This window comes from Weissella viridescens, assembly GCF_014789145.1.
GTDB classification, from domain to species: domain Bacteria; phylum Bacillota; class Bacilli; order Lactobacillales; family Lactobacillaceae; genus Weissella; species Weissella viridescens.
In genome coordinates, this window is the sequence record NZ_CP061835.1 from 1,054,085 (window position 1) to 1,079,152 (window position 25,068).

Annotated in this window: 25 protein-coding genes and 1 riboswitch; of the genes, 1 reads left to right on the forward strand and 24 read right to left on the reverse strand. The window is 40.9% G+C overall.

Annotated features, from left to right (window positions below):
- Positions 1-124: 124 nt before the first annotated feature.
- The 14 genes from rpsA to IE337_RS05260 all read right to left on the reverse strand — a co-directional run bounded on the left by rpsA (position 125) and on the right by IE337_RS05260 (position 11,949).
- Positions 125-1,402 carry a 30S ribosomal protein S1 gene (gene rpsA / locus IE337_RS05195; RefSeq protein WP_191136059.1) on the reverse strand — a complete coding sequence of 426 codons (1,278 nt, stop codon included), beginning with the start codon at positions 1,400-1,402 and terminating at the stop codon, positions 125-127.
- A gap of 100 nt (positions 1,403-1,502) precedes the next feature.
- Positions 1,503-2,180, reverse strand: a complete 678-nt coding sequence (cmk, locus tag IE337_RS05200) for a (d)CMP kinase (protein ID WP_057744104.1) — start codon at positions 2,178-2,180, stop codon at positions 1,503-1,505.
- A 99-nt stretch (positions 2,181-2,279) separates the two neighbouring features.
- On the reverse strand, positions 2,280-2,903 hold the full coding sequence (locus IE337_RS05205; protein ID WP_191136060.1) for a LysM peptidoglycan-binding domain-containing protein: 624 nt from the start codon (positions 2,901-2,903) through the stop codon (positions 2,280-2,282).
- 79 nt (positions 2,904-2,982) lie between these two features.
- Complete coding sequence (locus IE337_RS05210; protein WP_191136061.1) at positions 2,983-4,422, reverse strand: RecQ family ATP-dependent DNA helicase; 1,440 nt, start codon at positions 4,420-4,422, stop codon at positions 2,983-2,985.
- Positions 4,415-5,473, reverse strand: a complete 1,059-nt coding sequence (locus tag IE337_RS05215; RefSeq protein WP_191136062.1) for a helix-turn-helix domain-containing protein — start codon at positions 5,471-5,473, stop codon at positions 4,415-4,417. The genes IE337_RS05210 and IE337_RS05215 overlap by 8 nt, the downstream gene beginning before the upstream one ends.
- Before the next feature lie 21 nt (positions 5,474-5,494).
- The gene (locus IE337_RS05220; RefSeq protein WP_191136063.1) at positions 5,495-6,073 is read right to left on the reverse strand and encodes an ECF transporter S component; all 579 of its coding nucleotides are present in this window, start codon (positions 6,071-6,073) and stop codon (positions 5,495-5,497) included.
- 78 nt (positions 6,074-6,151) lie between these two features.
- Positions 6,152-6,297: riboswitch (FMN riboswitch) on the reverse strand.
- 58 nt (positions 6,298-6,355) lie between these two features.
- On the reverse strand, positions 6,356-7,033 hold the full coding sequence (locus tag IE337_RS05225) for a DUF421 domain-containing protein (RefSeq protein WP_057744118.1): 678 nt from the start codon (positions 7,031-7,033) through the stop codon (positions 6,356-6,358).
- The gene (locus IE337_RS05230; RefSeq protein WP_191136064.1) at positions 7,033-7,497 is read right to left on the reverse strand and encodes a DUF3290 family protein; all 465 of its coding nucleotides are present in this window, start codon (positions 7,495-7,497) and stop codon (positions 7,033-7,035) included. The genes IE337_RS05225 and IE337_RS05230 overlap by 1 nt, the downstream gene beginning before the upstream one ends.
- Positions 7,498-7,599: 102 nt before the next feature.
- On the reverse strand, positions 7,600-8,370 hold the full coding sequence (locus IE337_RS05235) for a pseudouridine synthase (protein ID WP_057744123.1): 771 nt from the start codon (positions 8,368-8,370) through the stop codon (positions 7,600-7,602).
- A 2-nt stretch (positions 8,371-8,372) separates the two neighbouring features.
- Complete coding sequence (gene scpB, locus IE337_RS05240) at positions 8,373-8,996, reverse strand: SMC-Scp complex subunit ScpB (RefSeq protein ID WP_191136065.1); 624 nt, start codon at positions 8,994-8,996, stop codon at positions 8,373-8,375.
- Complete coding sequence (locus IE337_RS05245; RefSeq protein WP_191136066.1) at positions 8,989-9,765, reverse strand: segregation and condensation protein A; 777 nt, start codon at positions 9,763-9,765, stop codon at positions 8,989-8,991. Before IE337_RS05245 ends, scpB begins: the two co-directional genes overlap by 8 nt.
- Entirely contained in the window at positions 9,758-10,132 is a 375-nt protein-coding gene (locus IE337_RS05250; RefSeq protein WP_057744132.1) for a hypothetical protein, read from the reverse strand. Before IE337_RS05250 ends, IE337_RS05245 begins: the two co-directional genes overlap by 8 nt.
- Positions 10,133-10,158: 26 nt before the next feature.
- Positions 10,159-11,076, reverse strand: coding sequence for a site-specific tyrosine recombinase XerD (gene xerD / locus IE337_RS05255; protein ID WP_191136067.1), 918 nt, complete (start codon positions 11,074-11,076; stop codon positions 10,159-10,161).
- Complete coding sequence (locus IE337_RS05260; protein ID WP_072153007.1) at positions 11,077-11,949, reverse strand: CvfB family protein; 873 nt, start codon at positions 11,947-11,949, stop codon at positions 11,077-11,079. It lies immediately after the preceding gene.
- A gap of 174 nt (positions 11,950-12,123) precedes the next feature.
- On the opposite strand from IE337_RS05260, the gene IE337_RS05265 reads away from it, so the two are divergent.
- A complete protein-coding gene (locus tag IE337_RS05265; protein WP_072153006.1) occupies positions 12,124-12,675 on the forward strand; it encodes a hypothetical protein in 552 nt (183 codons plus the stop codon).
- Positions 12,676-12,711: 36 nt separating this feature from the next.
- Here the strand turns inward: IE337_RS05265 and IE337_RS05270 are convergent, their stop codons facing one another.
- The 10 genes from IE337_RS05270 to IE337_RS05315 form a co-directional block, all read right to left on the reverse strand.
- Positions 12,712-13,359, reverse strand: coding sequence for a hypothetical protein (locus IE337_RS05270; protein WP_191136068.1), 648 nt, complete (start codon positions 13,357-13,359; stop codon positions 12,712-12,714).
- 77 nt (positions 13,360-13,436) lie between these two features.
- On the reverse strand, positions 13,437-14,405 hold the full coding sequence (locus IE337_RS05275) for a cation:proton antiporter (RefSeq protein ID WP_191136069.1): 969 nt from the start codon (positions 14,403-14,405) through the stop codon (positions 13,437-13,439).
- Positions 14,406-14,503: 98 nt separating this feature from the next.
- Positions 14,504-14,671: a type II toxin-antitoxin system RelB/DinJ family antitoxin gene (locus tag IE337_RS05280; protein ID WP_057744150.1), complete on the reverse strand. Its 168-nt coding sequence runs from the start codon at positions 14,669-14,671 to the stop codon at positions 14,504-14,506.
- Positions 14,672-14,803: 132 nt separating this feature from the next.
- Positions 14,804-15,253, reverse strand: a complete 450-nt coding sequence (gene dtd / locus IE337_RS05285; protein WP_057744153.1) for a D-aminoacyl-tRNA deacylase — start codon at positions 15,251-15,253, stop codon at positions 14,804-14,806.
- Positions 15,253-17,487: a RelA/SpoT family protein gene (locus IE337_RS05290; RefSeq protein ID WP_191136070.1), complete on the reverse strand. Its 2,235-nt coding sequence runs from the start codon at positions 17,485-17,487 to the stop codon at positions 15,253-15,255. The genes dtd and IE337_RS05290 overlap by 1 nt, the downstream gene beginning before the upstream one ends.
- 163 nt (positions 17,488-17,650) lie before the next feature.
- Positions 17,651-20,989, reverse strand: a complete 3,339-nt coding sequence (locus IE337_RS05295) for a DNA polymerase III subunit alpha (protein ID WP_191136071.1) — start codon at positions 20,987-20,989, stop codon at positions 17,651-17,653.
- 117 nt (positions 20,990-21,106) lie between these two features.
- Positions 21,107-21,298, reverse strand: coding sequence for a YjzD family protein (locus IE337_RS05300; protein WP_057744160.1), 192 nt, complete (start codon positions 21,296-21,298; stop codon positions 21,107-21,109).
- 87 nt (positions 21,299-21,385) lie between these two features.
- Complete coding sequence (locus tag IE337_RS05305; RefSeq protein WP_191136072.1) at positions 21,386-21,883, reverse strand: dihydrofolate reductase; 498 nt, start codon at positions 21,881-21,883, stop codon at positions 21,386-21,388.
- A 5-nt stretch (positions 21,884-21,888) separates the two neighbouring features.
- Complete coding sequence (locus IE337_RS05310) at positions 21,889-23,802, reverse strand: ABC-F family ATP-binding cassette domain-containing protein (RefSeq protein WP_191136073.1); 1,914 nt, start codon at positions 23,800-23,802, stop codon at positions 21,889-21,891.
- A 3-nt stretch (positions 23,803-23,805) separates the two neighbouring features.
- Positions 23,806-25,023 (reverse strand): CCA tRNA nucleotidyltransferase, encoded by a 1,218-nt coding sequence (locus tag IE337_RS05315; RefSeq protein WP_057744167.1) that lies wholly within the window; start codon positions 25,021-25,023, stop codon positions 23,806-23,808.
- Between the last annotated feature and the right edge of the window lie 45 nt (positions 25,024-25,068).

Genomic DNA, 25,068 nt, shown 5'->3' on the forward strand with positions numbered 1-25,068 from the left:
ACCTCCTTGAAACTTAGCTATTACTTGTAATGTTACTATACTTTAGGCATTTTGTCGCTAAATAAAATTAAGCGTGCGTCAGGATTAACCCAACACACGCTTAAATTTAGTTATTCATCAAAAATTAGTTAAAATCCTTGAAGATATCACCGAATGCATCACCCAAAGTTGCATTACCTTCTTCTTCTGAAGTTGAGTAATTCTTTGGTGCACGATCTTGACGTGGACGACGTGCTTGACGACGAGGACGATCAGAGTTACCACCACCATTGTTGCTGTTGTTAGCAGATGATGAGGCATTGTTTGATTCTTCTTCACCTTCAGGCGCTTCTTCCAAAGCCTTGATTGACAATGACAAGCGTTGCTTTTCTGGATTTACATCCAAAACCTTAACTTGTACCTTGTCTCCAGCCTTCAAAACATCAGTTGGGTTGTTAACGTGCTTGTGTGAAATTTGTGAAACGTGAACAAGTCCTTCAACGCCTGGGAATACTTCCACAAAGGCACCAAAGTCAACAACACGCTTAACAGTTCCTTCAAGAACTGAACCAACTGGAGCTTTTTCTTCAATATCATCCCAAGGACCAGCTTCAGTGGCCTTGATTGACAATGAGATACGCTCACGTTCTGGATCCAAGCCCAAAACCTTTACCTTCACAGGTTCACCAACTGACAATACGTCTGATGGTTGTGAAACGCGATCGTGTGAGATTTCAGATACGTGAACTAATCCATCTACACCACCAAGGTCGATGAAGGCACCAAAGTTAGTCATACGAGCAACCTTACCTTCAACAACATCACCAACTGACAATTCATCAAAGACATGCTTCAATGCTTCTTCACGTTCGGCGTTCAAAACGTCACGACGTGACAAAATCAAGCGGCTTTCTGCTGGGTCGATTTCGATAATCTTTGCGCGAATAGTTTGTCCCTTGTATTGGTTCAAATCTTGCACAAAGCGGTTTTCGATCATTGAAGCAGGTACGAATCCACGTACACCGTCAACATCAACAACCAATCCACCCTTAACAACTTGTGTTACAGGTGCTTCAACAATATCACCCTCGTTATACTTGCTTGCGACTTCCTCCCAAGCACGACGAGCTTCAAGGCGACGCTTTGACAATAGGTATGATCCACCTTCTTTGTCAGAACCGATAGTTGATACAACTACCAAATCCAATACATCTCCAACCTTAACAAGATCGTTAACGTCAGCATCACGGTCTGAAGAAAGTTCGCGCATTGGGATAACACCCTCAACACCGGCACCTTCAATACCTACAATCACTTGACGGTTATCATCAATTGCTAAGACTTCACCCTTGACTACATCGCCAACTTTAACTTCGGCTACACTATCAAGAGCTGCCAATAGCTCATTGTTCTCTTCGTTCATTACAATATATCCTCCTGGTCACACGACTCTAGCGATTATTATACAGTATCCTTGTCTGTATTGCTAGCATTAATCGTGGTTTTTTTATGATTCAAATAAATTATGCCTTATCAGCGATGATGGCCTTCGCCCGATCAACAACTTCATCAATCGAAAGTCCAGTTGTATCTAACTCCACTGCGTCATCAGCCTTTTTTAATGGCGAAATTTCACGATGTGAATCTAAATAGTCACGTTGCTCAATTGCTTGTGTTAATTCAGCTAAGGTCGTGTCTGTATCAATTCCCTTAGCCTGATTTTCCTTATAGCGACGTTCAGCTCGTTCTTGAACTGACGCAATTAAGAAAATTTTGACATCTGCATGTGGCAACACCGTTGTTCCAATGTCACGTCCGTCCATGACGACTCCAGCGTTACTTGCAATTTCGCGTTGCAGTTCTGTCATAGTTGATCGAACAGCGGCATAAGATGCAACAGCAGAAACGTTGCGTGCGACCTCGTCTGATCGAATTGCTTCTGTCACTTCTTGCCCATTTAAGTACACGTGTTGCGTTGGCGTCCCTGGCTTAAATGTGATTTTTACATTTGGCAATAGGTCGGTAACAGCTTGTTCATCGTTCGGATCGATGCCAGCTTGCAATGCGGCCAATGTGACAACACGGTACATGGCACCAGTGTCAACATACACATAATCTAAATCATTTGCTAAAATTTTAGCAATCGTTGACTTCCCAGCTGAAGCTGGTCCATCAATCGCAATCTGCATTGACTTCATCATTACATCCTTTATTAATTTATTTACCCTATTATTTTACGCTATTCTGTAAGGAAAGTGAATTGTTCAAACAAAAAAAGATTACCGAAGCGGTAATCTTTTTTACTTAACTCTTAATTGTTGTCCAGCTGATACATTGGCTAGGTTCACGCCTGGATTTAATTCTTGTAATTTAGCTTGTGAAATACCGGCATTCGTTGCAACACGGTAAGCCCCTTGTCCAGCTGCCACGGTAGCATATTGTTTGTTACCGTCATCAGGTTTCTTAGAGCTCTGTGCAGCTGCAGTCTTTTCACGGGCTGCTCTCTCACTAGCTGCCTTTTCAGCCTGCGCTTGTGCTGCCTTGCTTGAACTTTCAGCCGCCTTAGATTGCGCTACGGCTGCCTTACTTGAAGCTTCAGCAGCCTTAACACTTGATTCTGACTTGGCACGACTCTCTGATGAGCGTTTCTTTGCCAATGACTCTGACTTAGCGTTGTCAGTGACTTTTGTCTTAGATGTTGACGCAGATGACCATGTCTGTTCTGCATTGGTTGGCTTATTTAATGTTTGCAAATATTCATATATTGGCACAAATGATAAGACCACCACAATCACCACTAAAACCCCAATTGTCCAATTCACACGTTGTGACTTACGACGATGTTCAGTTCTTGAATACTGGTCGGGTTGGTCTTCTTTAAAAGTTTCCTCCCATGGCTCCGGTTTTTTATCTTGATCGGTCATGATAGGCCTCCTAATCTCGAATTTACTATGCCATAGCATACACCAAAAAAATAGGTAGTGCTATCAGCATTGAACTTTCTTAACTTAATTTAAAGAGTTTTGTTAAAATTGTCGACCAATCTGTTTGATTTACATGGGGTTGTTCTTTTGGTGCTGCTGGTAATCCGACTGCGGTCAACGTCCAGTTAGCCATGCCAATGGACTCGAAATCACTCGATGTTTTTTCGCCAAAATACCCCAGTAGCTTCGGTCTGAGTGCTGAGCGAGACTGAGCATACTTAACCATCTGATTTAAATCAGCCTCGCGGACGACACGTCGCTCTGCAAAAAGCTGTTGAATTGCTGGTACAGATAATTTTTGTTGTCCATAGTAATCTAGTAAGCGCGCGCGCTCCTCACCAATATCACGTTGCGTTAACACTTTTGCATAGTAACCCTCAATCATGGCATCTGTTGGTAATGACGCATCAATCAAATGTTGTTGAATACGTTCATCACCCTTAATATACAGTAAGATAGCCACCGCATTTTGACCGTCGCGACCGGCACGACCAATTTCTTGCATATAATTAGCCAAGTCTTGGCTCAAATGATAGTGAATAACAAATCGAATATCGTCTTTATCAATTCCCATACCAAAAGCCGAAGTTGCGACAATCACATCTAACTGATTCTCCATAAATTGTTGTTGTAGACGATAACGCGCCACGTTATCTAAGCCACCATGATAGGCAGCTACACGCTTGCCGGTTTCTTGACGTAAAAATTCAGCCAAACTATTCGCCATTTTGCGACTAGAAACATAGACAATTCCAGCTCCTGGAATTTGATGCACCAAAAACTGGAGCCGTTGCCGTTTATCGTCCTGGTTGGTTAATTCTTCGGTATGTAAATAAATGTTTGGGCGATCGCTAGATTCCGTGTAAGTGAACCACTGCGCCGTCCCAAGGTCAAACCGCCCTTTTAAGTCTTCCTGCATAGCTGGTGTCGCCGTTGCTGTCAGCAGTAGTAAACTCGGCGCACCTAGCAAATGATGCACGCGTGGTAAATCAAGGTAATCAGGTCGGAAATCCGGGCCCCAACTTAACAACGTATGCGCTTCATCAATTACAAATGTATTGATTTGAATACGTTGAAACGCTTGTAGGACATTGGCTTGGTTTAGCATCTCAGGTGAAATAAAGACAAACCGATATCGATTCAAATGGCCTAAAATGGTGAATTTCTCTTGTGCATCCATCGTCGAATTGAGCGCAACGACCGATTTTTCACCTAAATAATTAAAACGGGCTACCTGATCTTGCATCAACGATAATAGCGGCGTCACGATTACCACTGTACCGGGTCGTAGATACCCCATCATTTGATAAATTAAACTCTTCCCACCACCAGTCGGTAACATTCCCAAAGCGGCATCTCCTCTAAGTAACGCCTCAATAATCTCTAACTGACCTGGTCGAAATGACTCAAACCCAAAATGTTGTTTTAATGTTGCTTGAATATCTGTTTGATTAAGCATGACCCTGCTCCCGCTTTGTTTGCCAAATCGCGTATAACCTAAAGTTAAAGAATTCTTGGATATCTGCCGTTTCTCGAACTGTTTTAAAACGCCAAGCATCAATATCTGGATCCGTGAGTTTTTGCGCAAATGTTCCTTTTAAGTCTTTAGTCAGATATTGCTCATAAGGAAATTGATCCAGGGGTAGCCAAATCGCTGCCGTCAACAAATGTTCCTGTACTGTCCCTAATTTTAACTGACGCGTATGAGCAATATCTACCAATGTCTGACCATTTTTTGCTGCATCAAAGCTCGTTTGTAAACTAGTTGGAAACTGCATGCGTTTACCAACTATTGCGTATAATTGAACAATTGGGTCTTCAATAGTTGTATGTTGTTCCAGATAGATTAACAGCGCTGTGTATTGCTCTAATTGCCAAAGATAGAAATCAAATTCAGTCCAAGTCTTCGGTAAATCCATCTGATCATAATTTAAGCCCGCAGTTTCATGCCCAACCCAGCTCGCCGCTAAACTATTCGCTGTCGCTTCTGGCAATGTCGTCAAAAAAGCTTTCAACGTGTTAAACCAGTGTGGTACAAGTTGTGTTTTATCTTGATTTTTAAACCATTGTTTAAGGCTTTGTCTTTGCTTTAAACTTGCTTGCATGGGATAGTATTGGCGGTTATGGTATGACCATTCTGAAACAACTTGATTAGCTTGTAAGAATAATGGCATAAACGCTCCGGTTTGATATTGAATCCGCGCTGCATTCTGTTGTGGGAGATAATGTTGCTGGGCATATTGCATCCGCACTTTATCACCCTTTTCGGTCAATAAATAAAGACCTGGTTCAATTTGTTCCAGATCTTTGTTTTGTTGCAACTGCTGCAAAGCTTGTTCATATTCATTTTTTCGTAATTGTGGCAGTAAACCAAACCAATCTAATAATTGATAACGTAACCCCCAATATTCAGCAGATCCCGTTGTTTGTTGTTTTAATAAGGCAAATATGACATGGCTCCGCCGAGGTTGTTGTTTTGAAAATAAAGTCAAATAAAATTCTGGTTTCACAACAGCCTCCTTTCCATCTACCTACATTTGGCGCTTCAACCGAATAAAGACATTCTTGAAGCCCATCAAAATGAAGCCAGATAACAGTGTGAGTATGCTTCCTTCAATTAAATTAAAGGGCAAGACCATATATGTTAAATATACCTTGGTTCCAATTGTTTTGGCAATATCAAAGTTGGCAAAACGCGCATACAGTGGCATGGCATAAACAACGTTTAACAACAGCATTGTAATCGTTAAGCCTAATGTTCCAGCAATACCACCCTTTAGAAGCGCACGCCATTGCCAGTTTTTACCAGCTTGCATGCCCCAATACAATCCTAACAAAAGCACGCCTAAACCAATAATATTCATGGGTAATCCAATGTAATCATTGACGCCTGCACCGTCGAGTAGAACTTTTAAAATTGACCGTAACAGTAGGACCAAATAACCCGCACGTAAATCTAATAGAATGGCACCAAAGAAAATTGGAATAAATGAAAAATCCATTTTCAAAAAGGTCGCCCCTGGAATAATTGGAAATTGGCTAATTAACATTAAAATAAATGATAAAGCTGCTAGTAGCGCAATCACGCTTAATCGTTGTGTTCGATGCATTGTTTTCTCCTCGTGAGACGAAAAAAGTCTTCTCTAGGTTTCAGGGCAACCTAAAGAAGACTCTTACTGTCTTGACTTTAAAATCTTCTATATACCAGACTGTACTGTCGGTTATGGAATTTCACCATATCAATCAAATGCACCATGCAGTTTGAGTCGCGGACTTACATTGAGAAGCAATGCTCACCACCGGTCGGGAATTTCACCCTGCCCTGAAGATATTATTCATATTAACTCTAGAATAGAGTTTTCCTTATTATTTGTCAATAAGCAAGCTTGAACTTACTTTGCTTGCGCTTGCTTATTTTCTTTTTCTGATCCGGCCTCTGGGAACAAATAAAGATTAACCTCACCATGAATCAATTCACCTAGGTACACATCATCAACAGTCTTATCTGGGTATTGGGCTTCAACTTGCTTTTCAACCCATTCTTCGTCAACATCTACGACATCCAATAGGCCGACATTGATTTGTCCATCTTGGATGATTGGATACTTTGTATCTTCTTCGCCATATTTGTTGATTGTCAACTGACCATTCTGTTCCAAAGTTGCCAACTTAACTTGTTGAATTTCATCAAAGCCACTTGATCGCAACTTAAACATTAATTCATTTGCTGAAAGTCCAATGCGCATCACTGTATCCATTTGAATTTCACCGCGACGAATCACAACGATTGGGCGTCCATCAATGATGGTACGGATTGTATAGCTATATTCTTTAGCAACCTTTAAAAGCAAAACTAAGAAAGTCCAAATAATCAAAACCATAATAAATTGGAGGGTTGAAATATCTTTATTATAAATCACACCTCCAATAATGCCACCCAAGGCATAGTTTTGCACTTGGTCCATTGCAGAGATCGGGGCCAAATTTCCCTTACCCAAGATGTTAATTTGAATAATTAAGGCCACAATTCCAACGGCTAATTTAACAATAATATCTGAATAATCACCCATTATTTATCACCTGTCTTTACTGTAATTTGGTCCTTTGGTACCGCAATCTCGGTTGGGGCTACCGTATATGACGTCATATCTGGATTAAAAGTCAAATCTAAATATTGATCTTTTTTCCCAGCCTTAATCAACATTTGTGACTGACTTGTCTTACCATCAACCGCAATTTGATCAACTGGAACATTTTCCTTCTTGGCAACATCATTTAAAATATCGACCAATTGAGATTTTTTAGCATCAACTTGCTTGATACCATTCATATTTTGCAATTGCAAACCAATCGTAAATAGTCCAACTAACAAAACCAAAATTGCTAAATCACGGTAACGTCCTTTTTGTTGATGTTTGAAATACATAAAGGCTAGTACAAGCCCAGCAAAAACTAAAATACCTAAAACAGTCCAATGGATAATATTAGTCATATTATCCTGACTTTTAATGTAATCAATCGTATAAAATGTCATGATTCTCCGCTCTTCCTCTTATTTTATTAAAAAACACCTTATTTAGGTCCGTGAAATATAATAATATATATTTCATTTCAAATAAAGTGTTTTTTTTAACTTTTATAGTCGTCCTGATGAACGACGGTATTGTTTTCCGTTTTTCAAGTTTTGTACTTCATCGTAAGATAGCTCACGGTATTCGCCAGGAGCCATATTATCCACATCAAGCATCCCATATCGTTCACGGGTCAATTTCAAGACAGGGTGTCCCACCGCCTTCATCATTTCTTTAACTTGGTGATAGCGTCCTTCATGGATGGTCAATTGGACCATAGCTGTGTTCTTAGCCTTATCAACACCAATAATTTCAGCCTTTGCTGGTGCCGCATGGAAAGTGCGATGACGTTTGTTTTCAATTGTGTGTACAGTTACACCTAAACGCAAGGCCTTCAATTCGTCGTTGGTTGGAATCCCTTTTACCTTGGCGACATATACCTTATCAATTTTGTATGAAGGATGCATCAATTGATTGGCCAAATCGCCATCGTTTGTAAGCAATAAAACACCAGTCGTGTCGTAGTCTAAGCGTCCCACTGGGTAAATCCGTTGTGGTACATCTTTTAAGATATCTAAGACCGTTGCACGGTCTTTGTCATCAGATGCGGTGGTCACGACTTCGCGTGGCTTGTTCAATAGGAAATAAACCTTTTTTTCATTTCCTTCAACAGGTGTCCCATTCACTTCAATTTTATCGTTTGGTTCAACCTTGGTACCTAACTCAGTAACGCGTTTACCGTTTACTGTCACTTGACCTTCTGTAATTAATTTTTCAGAGGCACGACGTGATGCTACCCCAGCTTGGGCCATTACCTTTTGTAAGCGTTCTGCCATATTTAGTTTGTCTCACTTTCATCTAATAAGTCACTTGTAAAAGCTGACTCGGTTTCTTTAAATAACGGTACTTCCGCATCATTTTGATCACTTGCTTGTAGATGCTCAAGCGTTTGGGCCGTCCCCAATTCAGGTAAATCTGTTAGCGCATCAAGTCCAAAATAATCTAAGAAGTATTCAGTGGTGCCATATAAGTTAGGTCGTCCCGCTTCATCAGCCCGACCTTGGACACTAATTAAATTACGCAATACTAATTTTTGTAGCATCGCACTCGACTTTACCCCACGAATTTCATCAACATCAATCCGTGTGACTGGTTGTTGATAAGCAACAATTGCCAATACTTCGAGTGCCGATTGCGATAGATTAGACGTAATTGGCGCTGTGAAATACTGATGGATAACTGGAGCCAGTTCAGTTTTCGTAACAAGTTGATACTGCTGCCCATGTTTGACCAACATTAAACCTGATCCCGCATCTGTCGCATATTTCGTTTGCAATCGTTGGAGTGTCTCCATAACCTGATCTGCTTTAGCCTCTGTTGCTGCCGTGAGTTCAGCCAGTTTAACGCCTTCATCCCCCGATACAAATAATAAGGCTTCAATTTGTGCATCCAAATCATTCATCGTTCTGTTCACCTGTTAGTTGATTTTTTAGGATAATCTGATCAAAATTATCCTGCTGTGTCACATAAAGTTGCTGGTATCGCACCAATTCTAAGACACCCAAAAATGTTACAATCACATCCGACTTGGATGTCTGCCCCTCAAAAAGATCATCAAAACGCAAGACGGATTGATGTGCAAATCGAGCTTTAATGGCTTCAATTTTAACTTCAATTGATGGTCGAGCCGGTGCTAATGAACGTGTTTTAGCACGATCAACTTGAATTTGACGACGTGCTAACAATTTATTAAAAGCTTGTTGCAATGCGTCTACCTGCACACCCACTGGTGTTGGAATAAAAGCATCGGCATCTGCCAGTGGATCAGTTGTTTCAGGGGCGCGTGAAAATTGTTGTTGCCGATCTTCTTCCAAAACGCGCAGTTGTGTCGCTGCATTTTGGTATTGCTGGTAATCAAGCAGTTGTTGCATCAACTCAGCTTTAGGATCTGGCTCATCAACATATTCAGCCAAACTATCATCTTGTTCGTCAACCATAACTGGAATCAAATCTTTAGATTTAATCGCCATCAGATTAGCCGCCATGACTAAAAAATCACCAGCAACATCTAAGTTGCGATCTTCAGCTTGGTGAATAAAATCTAGATATTGTTGTGTAATTTCGGTAATTTGAATATCAAAAATATCCATCTCATTAACGCGAATTAAATGCAGCAACAAATCCAAAGGCCCATCAAAGTCTTCTAAATGATAGGTAATTTGATCAGTCATCTTGCTTAGCCTCTCGCCAATCATTAACAACATGTTGAATCCGTACCGTCCCCATCAAGACCAAATCTTGATTTTGTCGATCAAGGGCATCTAGCATTTCTTGACGCACCTTTAAACGATCTGTAGGTGGTACTTCAACGCCATAAACTAATTGTCGAATAACGACCGCATGGTACATGTATTCAATCCCAACCATGGCGACAAAATGTCTTGATTCAGGATCTTGCCACAACAACAAGCTGCGATTTGGATTATTTTGATACCAATCAATTTCTCGTTGGGTTGTCGCAATGTTTTTATACTCAGGTAAATAAGAGAGTAACCCCATCGCAATTTTTAATTGATCCTCACGAACAGTTATTAACATGTTTACCTCCTTTTAAAACATTGCTATTACGCCCGCGGATGACTTTTATCATATACCTCTGTCAGACGTTTATCAGAAATGTGGGTATAAATTTGCGTGGTTGAGATATCAGCATGTCCCAACAATTCTTGCACAATACGCAAATCAGCGCCATTTTCCAGAATATGTGTTGCAAATGAATGTCTCAGCGTATGGGGTGAGACATCTTTAGTAATTCCAGCCTGTTGCACCATCTGTTTAATCAGTTTCCAAACCCCTTGCCGGGTTAACTGACGACCATGATCGTTTAAGAAGATGACATCAGCGGTCTGTTGTTTGCCCAAAAAAGGACGGCCATCTGTTAGATAGCGTTGCAACCAGTGTGCAGCAACATCCCCAATCGGAATAATGCGCTCTTTGTCTCCTTTTCCAATCGTTTGAATCAATCCAATTTCTAAATGTAAATCATCTAATTTTAAATTGACTAATTCACTGACGCGCAACCCTGTGGCATACATCACTTCCAACATGGTACGATTCCGCAATCCTAGTGGTGTATTTGTATCCGGAACAGCTAGCAGTGCATCAACTTCAGCGACTGACAACACGGCAGGTAAATGCTGCGCCTTCTTGGGTGGGTCAACTTGATCCATTGGATTTTTGGTCACCCATTGATTATTATAGGCATACTGGAAGAACTTACGTAGCGACGACACCATATGAATCACTGAATTACGCGATTTTCCTGACGTTTCAAGTGATTTCAAAAAATCTAAGATGGTGAACCGATCGACATCTTGCAATGGCATACTGTTGCGTTCATGCATTAGAAAATGAAAGAACTGTACCAAATCTTGGCGGTATGACGTCCGCGTATTTGTCGATAGGCCCCGTTCCACAGTCACGTAGTGTAAATAATCTGCTAGCTGATCTGTGTAAACGCCCACCTCATTTTGTGTTGCCATTTATTTTTCCTCTTGTTCAACCAAATAAACACCTTGATCATCTTGCGTAATCAATCGTTGCTTGTAAAGATTTCCCAAAGCGCGCTTGAATTGACCCTTTGACATATTAAAATATTTTTTAATTGCTTTTGGATCTGACTTATCGTTGTAAGGCAAAGAATTCGTGGCTGACGCTTGTAATAATTTCAAAATCATTTCAGCATCATCCCCAATTGATTCATATGCTCGTGGACGCAATGATAAATTCAAAACGCCATCATCCCGAACACCAATGACGCGAGCATCAAGATGTTCGCCCAAGCGTGGTTCGCGATAACGTTCATCTGGATGGATAAATCCGATATGATAATCGTCCGTCAAAACATACGTCCCAACCATCTTTAGGCGGTAAACAGTTGCCTTAACGTTTTTGTTTTGCATTGTCTTTTTAGCAGGAACTTGCAAAGCTTGATAAACTTCAGCTGGCGCAAGTTCTCCCCATAGTCGTTCTTTTTTATCAACACGGAGCGTCAATAAAAGACGATCCCCACGTTGTGGCCAAAGTTCCTTAATCGTTGGCAATTCATCCAACGACACCACAACGTCTTTATCAGGTAATCCAATATCAACAAAGACACCTAGGTCGCGTCGAATATCAGTAACCGTGCCAAAGGCAAAGTGACCCAGACGCACCTCTGGGATTTTTTCAGTAATTGCTAATTCATGTTGATTGTTTTCATATGCAAACCCAGTGACTGTATCACCAAATGCAAATGGAACGTCAAATTCTGCTTTATTCAATTCATAGGTTACCCCATCAATTTGGGCAAAGTAGTGTGTGCTATTTTCGTCAGTAATCTTTGCCTGAACAATTTCGCCAACTTTATGTGCCATTGTTTCTCCTATTTCAAATTACGTTTTATACATGTTATTTTCATCTAATACTCTAGTTTAACAGATGTCTCGCATAATTGCGCCTGATATGCTTGAGATTATTATTTTTATAGGCAATTTGGCCTGTTTTTGCTAGAATGGAATTAAATAACTAATGAAAGTTGGAAAATAAACATGCAAGCAGTTGGAATGGAACCACAAGTTTTAATCGATATTCTCGTCGGTGCTAAAACTGGTGTTATCTATGATTTTGATACAGATTTACGTGGTGATTTATTAATTACATCATACGCTTTAAAGGAAGCTGGTCTACCTTCAAATATGGCTGGTGCGGTTGTTCAATTAGAAGATGTTGAACCAACCGAAGATGGACACTATATTTGGAAATTCAATCCTGATGTTAAATTGATTCGTCCATTCAAGGTCCACGGTACTATGGAACTCTTTGAAATCCCTGATGAAAAGATTCAATACGAACCAACAAACTGGTTCAATGTTGAAGCTGAGAATGCAGGTCATGAAAAGATTAACGATTGGATGGAAAGCTACGTCGCCACCCACCCTGATATTGATCGCATTCCACGTGCCGATATTCCTGATGATATTGCTGAATTAGCCGCTTCATTCGATGACTGGCGTGCAGCCTACTTCACATTCTTATATGCGCCTACCAAGGCCCAACGTAAGGAATTGCGTGAGGCCCGTTACGAAGTTGAACCTAAATAAACAAAAAAACGCAAATGTCGATGACATCTGCGTTTTTTATTTGGTTTGTTTAAAAATTGGGCTGAAATTTTCCATTATAAATTGACCTTCATCACTATCTTCAGTGACAACGCGCAAATTAGGCGCTTCAGAATGTTTCTTGCGATAGTCAGTCCAATATTGATTGATTGTTGCAACATTTTCAGCATTGAAAGCATCAATGACCATAAGTAACTCGGTGCCATCGTTTTGAATAAGCTTACCCAAGTACGCCTGATTAGCCACCTGGCTCAACCATGGAATCAAATCGGCTTCAATTTCAGCATCATCTTCCGTTAGAGACGCTAACATTGTACGACCTTCCGAAAAGAAAAACTCGCGTGGTAAAACAACACTTTGGTTAATTAGAATACCTTGAATGTCAGTTGTCGTGCGAATACTATTAATTAAATCTTGAAAATGCATCGTAAACACCGATTCATCACCAGTTAGCTGGGCCCAATTTGTATACGTATCAACCAAGTAACGGTCAGGGTCTATGTCTGGCTGTGCCACAAGTTCGAATTGGTATTGTTCCTCATCTTCCTGTCCACGCACCAGCAATGTTGCATCAGCTAAAATATTTCGAAATTTATCTGAATTTAGGTCCAAATCATTTGCTTGCAAGGCATGAATTAATGCATCGTTCATTATTGGCTGATTCATCTATCATTATTTCCTCATTTTTGTTTTCTTTTAGTATACCCATTTTATAGAAATCTGCCAAGTCATGTTCTTTTTGACTAGTCCGTCACCTGCTCCAATAATGGACGAAGTATGATTGGTGCAATGATTGTTGATAAAATAATGACGATAACAAAACTCGAAAACTCCATGTGATTAATAATTTTAGTTGATAGACCAATTTGTGCAATTACTAAGGCCATCTCTCCTCGAGATATCATTCCCGCACCTATGGCGCGACTATCGGTTTTACCAATCCCAGCCAATTGGGCTCCCCATCCGGCACCATAATACTTGGTTGCTACCGCAACAATGGTTAAGATTACGAGTAGCACAGCTTCATTCCAGAAATTGTCGAAGCTTACCATTAATCCAATTGAGCCAAAGAAAATAGGGAACAAGGTCCACTTACCAATGCTATTACTCAACTCCAAAAAGTGGCTTGATCCTGACCAGCGACGCATCAATAATCCTAATCCAAAAGCAACAAGTGGCATTACTGAATCGGGCCCCAACCCTGATCCCCCAATGAACATGGCGTATCCAGCAACTAACAACAATGCCATGACATCATCTAACACGGCTGCTCCTAGGATGACTGAACCAGCCGTTGAGGCCAACTTCCCTTGCTCATTTAATACCGCAATGGTGATTGATACAGAAGTTGCAGCAAATACGATTCCCCAAAAAATCGCTGTTTGCAGTTGGATACCAAACATTAACGCCAGAATGGGGAAAGTTACCAAAGGTAGGACGACACCTAGCACAGCCGCATACGTTGCCGCTTTCATGTTTTGCTTCAGTTGTTTAACATCAGTTTCAAGTCCTGCATTAAGCATTAATAGCAATACCCCATATTCACCAATCACATGAATCATGTGTAAGCTCGGTACCCAATTCAACATTGCTGGACCCACGATGATACCTGCTAAGAGTTGTCCCACAACATTTGATAGCCCCATCTTCTCAGCTAATTTACCACCAGCCAAGGCTGCAATAATTAAAACACCAAAATATAAAATTTCCATAAACACTCCATTTCCTAATTAAAAAAAAACACTTCAAGACAGACTATTCCCCCAAATAGTCGATCTTGAAGCGTTAGCTCAACCGAATAAATATTCAATTACTTACCTGAAAACAAGTTATCAAATGGTGACTCACCAGTGTTGGCAACTTGAGTCAAGAAAATCTTGATTGCGGTTTGGGTGGTTAACCCTTGCGCCTTAAAAATTTCATCTGCTTTATCTTTCACGTTATCTTCAACGCGAAGTTGGATCAATTTTTCTGACATGCTTCTCACTCCCCTTACTTTCTTTAAAATTACATGTATTAGTATATCAGATGCGGTTTAAGTTAATCGTTTCAATATTTTTACAAATACATGTTTTTAATATTAACATGTGTCAAAATGACATACAAGATTTTAATAATTTGAATCGGTATCAAAAATAATTGTCACCGGTCCATCGTTAATTAAATTGACTTGCATATCTGCCCCGAAGATACCACATTCAACCAAAAGACCTGCCTCGCGTAATTTGTCATTAAACAAATTATACATTTCTTTTGCATATTCTGGTTTTCCAGCATGCATAAAGTTTGGCCGATTCCCCTTTTTGGTTTGTGCGTACAACGTAAATTGTGAAACGGATAAAATAGCCCCACTGACATCTTTAATGTTTAAGTTCATTTTTCTCGATGAATCTTCAAAAACCCTTAAATTCACGATTTTTCTAACTAAATAATCAATTTCTGCCACAGTATCTGCATCTTGAATGCCCACAAGTAGTAAATAGCCTTGTGCAATTTGGCCAACTGAGACGTCATCAACCTGGACTTCTGCTGATTTTACACGTTGTAATACAACTTTCATTAATTAAAGACTCGCTTTACTTCATAGATATCAGGAACGTTACGTACCATTTCAATAATATGCTCTAACTGGCTAAGATCCCGTACGCCCACGGTCAGAGCAATTTTAGCTTCATTTTTATTTTCAATGCGTCCATTAATTGATGTCAATGTTTTGGTGTTGTTCGTTACTGTCCGCATCACATCATTCAACAATTTATCACGATTTAAGCCACGAACCGTCAAATTAGCTTCAAATTCTTCATTGGCAAAGCCATCTTCATTTTCCCAAGCCACGTCAATTAATCGTTGTCCTTGTTGCTCAGCAGCTTCCACATTTGGACAATCGACCCGATGTACTGAGACACCGCGGCCACGGGTCACATAACCAGTAATTTTATCTCCTGGTACTGGTGTACAACAGTGACCAAAACGAATCAACATATTATCAACGCCATCAATGACAATGCGATCTTTACGTTTATTTCGATCTTTATCATGTTTGACCGCATCTTTTTCGATAGTTTCGTGTTCTTCCAAAATCGCCTTTTGTTCAGCAGCCTGACGCTCTGCTTCCATTTGCGCCCGCTTGTCTTCGGTTAATTTATTCGCAATTCCTTGTGGATTACTGTCACCGAACCCAATACTAGCAAACATGTCATCGGGACTATTGAAATGCGATTTTGTGGCCGCATTTTCTTCATTCTCCGGTGTCATAATTTCTTCTGGATCAAACCCATTTTCTTTTAAGAAATTTGTGAGCATTTGGCGGCCTGCCGTGACATTATCGTCACGATCTTGCTTACGGAAATATTGACGAATCTTATTCCGAGCGCGGCGCGTCTTGACCATATTTAACCAGTCACGGTTGGGCTTAGCTGTTGGCGATGTAATAATTTCAACAATATCGCCTGTCTTAATTTGATAATCAAGTGGCACAATCCGTTCATTCACGCGCGCACCAGTTGTGTGATTCCCAATATTGGTATGAATACTATAGGCCATGTCCAACGGACCAGACCCCTGGGCTAATTCAATCACATCCCCTTCTGGTGTAAAGGCATAAACGCGATCTGAAAAAAGATCACCCTTAACTGATTCCATAAAGTCATCAGCATCACGAGCATCATCCTCCAAGTCCAAAATGCCTTGAATGACATTTAACTTTTGTTCATCATTATTTTCAACATCTGCTCCGTTAAAGTTACCTTCTTTGTAAGCCCAATGTGCCGCCACACCATATTCAGCAATTTCATGCATTTCATGGGTACGAATCTGAACCTCAAGAGGTCGACCACTTGGCCCAATGACCGTGGTATGTAATGATTGGTAGCCATTTGCCTTAGGTAAGGCAATATAATCTTTAAACCGACCCGGCATTGGTGTCCAACGGGCATGAATCGCGCCAAGAACAGCGTAACAGTCTGGAATTGAGTTAACAATCACCCGAATGGCTGATAGATCGTAAATATCTTTAAAATCCTTCTTCTTATCAACCATTTTACGATAAATAGAATAAATGTGTTTTGGACGTCCGTAGACATCCACATTTTCCAACTCTAAGTCCTTAATCGTTCCTTCAATTTCATTGACGGCTTCGTCAACAACTTCCAAACGCTCGCGACGGCGCATTTTCATTGAACTTGCAATTTCATGGTAAGCATCTGGATCCAAATAGCGGAGTGATAAGTCTTCCAACTCCCACTTAATCGTCATGATTCCCAAACGATCGGCCAGTGGTGCATAGATTTCGAGCGTTTCTGAAGCAATGCGCTTTTGTTTTTCAGGGCGTAAGGCCTCAAGTGTACGCATGTTATGTAGGCGATCAGCAAGTTTAACAATAATGACCCGAATATCATCAGACATAGCTAGCAATAACTTCCGGTGATTCTCAGCAAGTTGTTCACGCGATGACTTGTACTTAATTTTAGAAATTTTTGACACACCATCAACAATGTTTGCCACGTCATCACCAAAATGCTCACGTAGATCATCCAGCGTCGCATCTGTATCTTCAATAACATCATGCAAGTAGCCGGAAACAACCGTATCTGGATCCATTTTTAAATCAGCTAAAATTCCAGCTACTTGTATTGGATGCATAATGTACGGTTCACCGGATTGACGTACCTGATCTTCATGCAAATCAGCTGCAAATTGATACGCGCGATCCACTTTCTCCACATGTTCTGGATTCATATAAGTTGCAACAGTGCGATGGACGTCATCTGCTGTGACTACTTTTGCTTCTACCATATCCTATCCCTCAGTTCATTTCGTGCGTAACACAATCCGTCAGCACACCTAGTTTAATTAATACTAATTGTAACGCAAGTCATGCCTTGAATGTAGTCTAAGATTAAAATAATCTCACATTTATCAACTGATTTGCGTGAGCCGTTAGCACTCACCTCATACATCAATTTGCATTTTGAAAAGCCACATTGTTAATTCCCACAATTTGTTGTAAGTCAAGCTGCACTTGAGGTTCATTTGTTAACCCCTGGTTAGCCTCTAAGGCAACCTTTCGCCCAGTTGCTTCTTCAATAATAATGACCTGATTCTTACCATGATGTTGCGCCAAAATTGGTTGAAGTTTTTGGTACACCATATTTGGATCAATCGCACTAGGAATTCGTAAAAACCACCGTCCATCTGCTGGGACTTCATCAACGACGACTTGTGGTTTAGTTGCTTGCGCAGCTTGCAATTGATTAGCAATCAGCTGCAAGCTATCACGCCCACGTTGCTGCTCAACCTTACCTTGAATGCGTAACGTTGTTCCTTTTTCGAGTAAATTGCCCACCTGCTGGTACAATTTAGGAAATACAGTAATCGACAAGGTTCCGGTTAGATCCATGACATCGACAAACGCCATTTGATCACCCTTTTTGGTTCGAATGACTTTGACATTTTGCACATAGCCAATCACAGTGGCTTGGTCTAACCCAGCGACTAACGTATTAATATCTGAATGTGGCTGTCCTAAGTAGGCTTCAATCGGATGTCCACTTAAATAAACACCCAAAGTATCATATTCATAGGCCAAACGTTCCTCTGTTGGAAATTCAGCGAGTTCACGCACTTTTGGCGTCAACGTTTCAAAGAGTGACATTGAATCACCTGCTAGCCCAACCGCGTCTAAGTAACCTTGCAAGGACTCCAAAATGGAACGACGATTATAGCCAAAATCATCAAGCGCACCAGCATATACGAGTGGCTCAAGTTGCTCGACTTTGCGATATTTGTTCGGCAAACTACCAATAAACTGGGTCAAATCCTTGAAACCACCTAACTGCTTACGTGCTTCAAGAATAGCCTCACGAAAATCACGACGCAGTCCCAAAATTGATGCAAACCCCATCTGTAGTTGGCCTTGTTGATTCACACTGTAGCCTTGCCAACTTTGATTTAAACTAGGTCCTTTAATTTGGACGCCGACTTCACGTGCTTCAGCGATATAGGCGGCCACTTTGGTTTTATCATTAATTGCGTCATTCAAAACCGCTTTGTAAAAAGCCAACGGATAGTGTGCCTTCACATACGCTAATTGGAAAGCCAACTTAGAGTAGGCAACGGCATGTGATCGGTTAAATCCATACTGTGCAAATGTTTCAATGTAGCCATAAACTTGCTCAGCTGTTGGTACATCATGCCCCTGCTTTTCAGCACCAGCCATAAAATCAACTTTAATATCTGCCAATTTGTTGGCATCTTTTTTTGACATCGCACGGCGCAATAAATCGGCTTCCCCTAAAGTAAAGCCAGCAAATTGCTCAGCCACACGCATGACCTGTTCCTGATAAACAATAATGCCATATGTCGGTGCTAAGATATCCGCTAAACTTGGATCAGGCACATCTTGCGCTTCTTGCCCATGTTTACGCGCAATAAAATGACCAATGTTTTGACTTGGACCCGGTCGGAATAAGGCATTTGCCGCCACGATATCTTCAAAACTATCAGGATGCATTTGAATCAGCATGTTTTTCATACCCGCTGATTCGAATTGGAAAATGCCATTCGTTTTGCCTTGTTGAAATAAGGCTAGGGTCTGTCCATCATTTAAATCAATCGTTTGAATATCAAATTCGGCATCTTGTTTTTGAACCTCACGCAAGGCTGTATCTAAAATATTCAAATTTGATAAGGCCAAGAAATCAACTTTTAATAGGCCTAAAGCTTCGACTGGACCTTTTGGTAGTTGCGTCACCAACCGCCCATCTTCACCCAGTTGCACCGGGATTGTTTGTTCAATCGGCGTGGCGGAAAGAACGACTCCAGCCGCATGCAATGATGCATTACGTGGGAGCCCCTCTAATCGCTTGGCCGTATCAAATAAGAGCTCACCATCAACTGGCAAGTCAAATAATGCATTACGAAATGACTGTGATTCCTCAAAAGCCGCTTGTAACGTCAGATTTGGTTGACGTGGCATGGTCTTAGCTAATTGATCAATTTGCGCCGGTGATAGTCCAAACACACGAGCCACATCACGAATAACGGCGCGTGCACTCATTGTTGAAAATGTAATGATTTGTGCGACTTGCTCATGCCCGTATTTATCATGCAAATACTCTAAAACTTGCTCACGGCGATTATCTGGGATATCAATATCAATATCTGGCATCTGAGCCCGTTGCGGATTTAAGAAACGCTCAAAAAGTAAATCATATTGAATTGGATCAACATCGGTAATACCCAGTGCGTAAGCAACTAATGATCCCGCTGCCGATCCACGTCCTGGTCCGGTGCGAATATCCTGTTGATGCATGTAATTCATCACATCCCAAACAATTAAGAAATAATCGTTGAAGCCTAGTTCATCAATAGTCGATAACTCATATTCTAAGCGTGTAACATATTCATCATTTGGATTTGCAATACGCTGTTCTAAGCCAGCTTGGGCCAATTCAGTGAGGTATGCCTGAGCCGTCGTATCAGCGGGTAACCCTATTGATGGTAAATTAATTTCCTGTACAACAGGCTCAAAGTGACTATGTTCAGCCAGCCAATCACTCATTTGCACAGCCTCTTGCAGGCCAGCTTGTTTGAATTGGTTCGTCCAATCATCCACACTTGGTAAATATGCTTCAGCTGGCGTAGCTTGCGCTTGACCAATATTTTGAATGGTTTCCCCTAGTCCAATTTTCTCGACAACTTGCATCGCAAAACCATCTTGAGGTGTCGCATAGGCAACTTCACCCATGGCAACCAATGGCGTTTGATAGCTCTCAGCTAACTGACGATAGAGTGTGAGTTGATCAGTTGGCATTTGTGGGGTCACGCCGATAAATAAATGGTCTTTTGGCACCAAGTCTTGTGTCGTTTGAAGCAAGTCTGTCGCCGCTGCCTGATTTGAACTAGCCAATACTGATAGTTCACTAATCTCCGGAAAGATGACATATAAGCCTGCTAAATAAGGTTGTAAATCCGCTAAACGTGGGGGTTCATCAGTCGTCATTAAACGACTACTGATTGCTAACAAATTGGTGTATCCTGTCTGATTTTCAACCAGAAAAACAATTGGAAAGTTTTGAGAAAGTTGTGTTCCTGTTAGGCTAGCCGTTAACCCAAGAATTGGCTTAATCTGAGCTTTTTTAGCAGACCGGTAAAAATTATCCATCCCATATAACGTATTTTCATCCGTTAAGGCAATCGCTTGATAGCCCTTCGCTTGTGCATCTTGCACAAGATCAGATGGTAATGTGGGGCTCTTTAAAAGACTAAAGGCCGAACGTGTTTTGAGTGGCACCATTTTTTTGCGCCCCCTTTCTAATTTGAATTGTGTTCTTTTATCATAGCATTAATTTATCCTTTAAAGCCAAAATAAAAAGACCAATCTACAAGAGATTGACCTTTTTAAAAATGCCATTTAATGTTCACGTGGCTTAGGTGCGGCTGATTTTGAAATATAATACTCTACGACCGCCCCCACCGTTCCAATAATTGCTGAGAACAATGAAACTGCTGTCGCATCATAGCTGACACCCATAAGTGCGCTGGAAATATATCCAACAACTTCACCTAAAATGAACATCCAAAAAAATAATGTTAAATACTTCATGAATCTTACCACCTAAACTTCAAGATACCTTTATTGTACGCTTATCATCTCAGAATGTCATGTTTCTTGTGAAGAAAATCTCAATTTTTAGCGACGCGTGTAATGCATCACACTATAATCATAGTCATTTTCTTCATTTGTCACACCATGTGCATATTCAGTTCCTTGCCATTCCGTCTTGTCAACAACTGGCATTTTAACATCCCCAGTAAAATCAGTATCCAAATAAGTCACATATAAATCACTGGCTAGGTCCATGAAAGCTTCATAAACTGGTTTACCACCAATAATTACCAAATCAGTCCCTGATTCTTCAGCTATCGTCAACGCTGACTCGATACTATAGACTTTTTGGAATCCCATAGGGACTTCTAAACTTTCGTCGTGGGTTAATACGAGATTCATACGTTCTGGTAATGGACGACCATTGAAACTTTCCATCGTATGACGCCCCATCACAACAACCTTCTCTACAGTCAAAGCTTTAAAAATTTTAAGATCGTCTTTCTCATGCCAAGGAATTTGGCGATTCAACGCAATGGTCCCATCATTTGTTTGCGCCCAAATTAACGTAATCTTAGTCATTATCTTTAATCCTCAATTCGTTCTGATAGTTCTTCCCAACGGTTCATTTTCGCTTCAAGACTTTGATTAGTCTCATCAAAGTCATGTTGTAAAATACTTAATTTACTAAAGTCAGCACCATTTTCAACCATCGCTGTTTCTAGTTCAGTGACTTTTGTCTCCAATTGTGCAATTTCATCTTCAATGGTTTCCCATTCTTTTTTCTCAGCCCAAGTCAATTTTTTCTTTTTGGGTTTATCAGCTTCTGGTGTAGGATTTGCTTTCGCTTCCTTTTGCGGTGTTTCCGTCTTTTGGCGACTAGGTGCATTTTCTAAGGTTGGTGCGCCATACTGCTTAAGGTAATCCGAGAACAACCCATTGTAGCGACTAATTTCACCACCACCGTGTAGAATCAATAATTTATCAGCGACCTTGTCTAGGAAATAACGATCATGGGAAACCGTAATGACAGTTCCAACAAACTTTTGAAGGTAATCTTCTAACACTGTTAATGTGCTGATATCTAAGTCATTAGTTGGCTCATCTAAGAGCAAAACGTTCGGCGTCTGCATAAGCAGTTTCAATAAGTACAGACGTCGTTTCTCCCCACCAGAAAGCTTATGAATCAAGGTACCATGCATCATACTTGGAAATAGGAATTGCTCCAAAAGATCAGACACCGAAACCCGGTTCCCATCTTGATCAACAATTGCTTCAGCCACGTCACTTAAATACTCGATGACGCGCTTATCTTCGGGAATCGGCTCGGTTTGCTGCGTGTAAAATGCCATCTTGACGGTTTCACCAATTTCAACAATCCCAGAATCCAATTTTTGTCGGCCAGCAATCGCATTTAATAGCGTTGACTTACCCGTTCCATTTGGTCCAGTAATCCCAATGCGCTCATTGGCTTGAATTAACTCATTGAAGTCATTCAAAATGACCCGACCGTCAAAAGCTAAATCAGCATGTTCAACGTTAATCACTTTTTTCCCAAGTCGTGACTGACCTAAAGAGACTTCAACTTCATCATCCAATTGCAGGGTTCCACGTTGGTCAGCTAATTCAGAGAAACGGTTTTCACGCGCTTTTTGCTTGGTTGATCGGGCTTTGGCCCCTGTTTTCATCCAAGCTAACTCTTTTTTGTACATTTGTTCATTTTTATGATCTGCTACTTTTGAAGCTGCCACGCGTTCAGCTTTGGCCTGCACGAAAGCTTGGTAATTTCCAGTGTACTCATATAAGTGTCCAAATGATAATTCAAAAATGCGATTTGTCACATGATCTAAGAAATAGCGATCGTGGGTCACGGTCATAACTGCTCCACGATACTCGCTCAAATATTTTTCCAACCATGCAATTGAATCAAAATCCAAATGGTTGGTTGGTTCGTCTAACAATAATAAATCTGGCGCTTGAATCAAAACTTGCGCTAGTCCCACACGCTTCTTTTGTCCACCAGATAACTGACTAACCTTTAAGTCTAAATCCGGTAAATGTAACTGGGTCAGAATTGACTTCACTTCAGATTCTGCTAACCATGCATCATCTTGATCCATTTGACTTTGTAACTTAGTAAAGCGTTGTTCTGCCTTACTGTCCTCTGGATTTGCTGAATATGCCTCTAAGGCCGCCTCATAATCCCGAATGAGTTGGAAAACTGGTTGTGCCCCGGAAAAGATGGCATCCAAAACCTTTTTGTCTTCATCCAAATCAGGATCTTGCTTTAAATACCCAATCGAGTAATCATTTGGTGTCTCAATTGTCCCCGAGTCGGCAGGTACAGCACCAGAAACGGCATTTAACAGTGTCGTCTTTCCAGATCCATTGACGCCAATGACACCAATACGATCACCCGTCTCAACTAGAAATGAGACGTGATCTAAGAGCGTCTTCTCCCCATAGATGCTTGTTAAATTTTCTGCTCTAAATTGTTTCATGTGTTATTTTTTCTCTTTTCCCATCAGTTCAATTGCGCGATAAACTAACGCCGAGTTCAAATTCGCAATTTGTTTTAGAACAACTTCATGTTCCAATTGATTTAAGATTTTTCCGAACAATGGTCCGGGCTTTTGCTGCAAATTTTTTGCCAAGTCACCACCAGTAATAGCTAATTCTGCACGACTGTGGATTGGCAGGGCTTGATAGCGCACCTGTAAGGCCTGACCATCAATTGGTAGTTCTGACAAGGCTACGACTGCTAACGCCGTTTGAATGGCTGGTCCAGCTTGATACAACTCCCAATCAGACACTTCGCCTAACCGAAGTGCGTTTAGTAGCGTAATGCTCGTCTGAACTGTTTTGATTAAGTCTTTGCTATGTTTCCAGTTACGCAGAAAAATCCCCGCATCGTCAGGCGTTAATCCTAATTCAAAAACTAATAACGTCCATGCTTGGGCGTCATCTTGTGGTTGCGCCGTCTCTTCTAATTCAGCTAGACCAATTAAATCGATATCAGATGAAGCCAAGCCTGACATATATGCATTTAAATGACCTTTAAGCATTTCTAAAATACCATAGGTCGCTGCTGGCGCTTGTAATAACTTGGTAAATTCAACATTAATCCGTTCAATTGATATATTGGCCAACAAGGCCGCATGGTCAAGGATGGCTTGTTGGGTATTTGATTCGATTTCAAAATTTAATTGAGCTGCAAAACGAACGGCTCGCATCATCCGTAAAGCATCTTCGTGGAAACGTTCTGACGGTTCACCAACTGCCCGCAACACATGGTTATCCAAATCATCTAGCCCACCAAAATGGTCAATCACTTCGCCGCTTGCAGTTAAAGCCAGTGCATTTACTGTAAAGTCTCGGCGCTTTAAGTCTTCACTCAACGAACGAACAAAAGATACTGAATCAGGGCGTCGAAAATCCGTGTAGTCTGATTCTGTTCGAAATGTCGTTGTTTCATAACCAGTTCCATGGTCCAAAATCATGACTGTTCCATGCTCAATGCCGGTATCAACTGTCTTGTTAAACAAACTTTTAATTTCAGCAGGAAAAGCCGACGTGGCGATGTCCACATCATGAATTGGCTTACCCAAGAGGGTGTCCCGGACAGAACCCCCAACAAAATAGGCTTCATAGCCAGCAGCTTCGATTGTCTCTAAAATAGGTAAGGCATCTTGAAATTCTTTGGGTAGTGTCGCCAGTTTCATATGTGGTCTCCTTTTTTTCTTTCTCTTTAGTATAGCAAATATTTA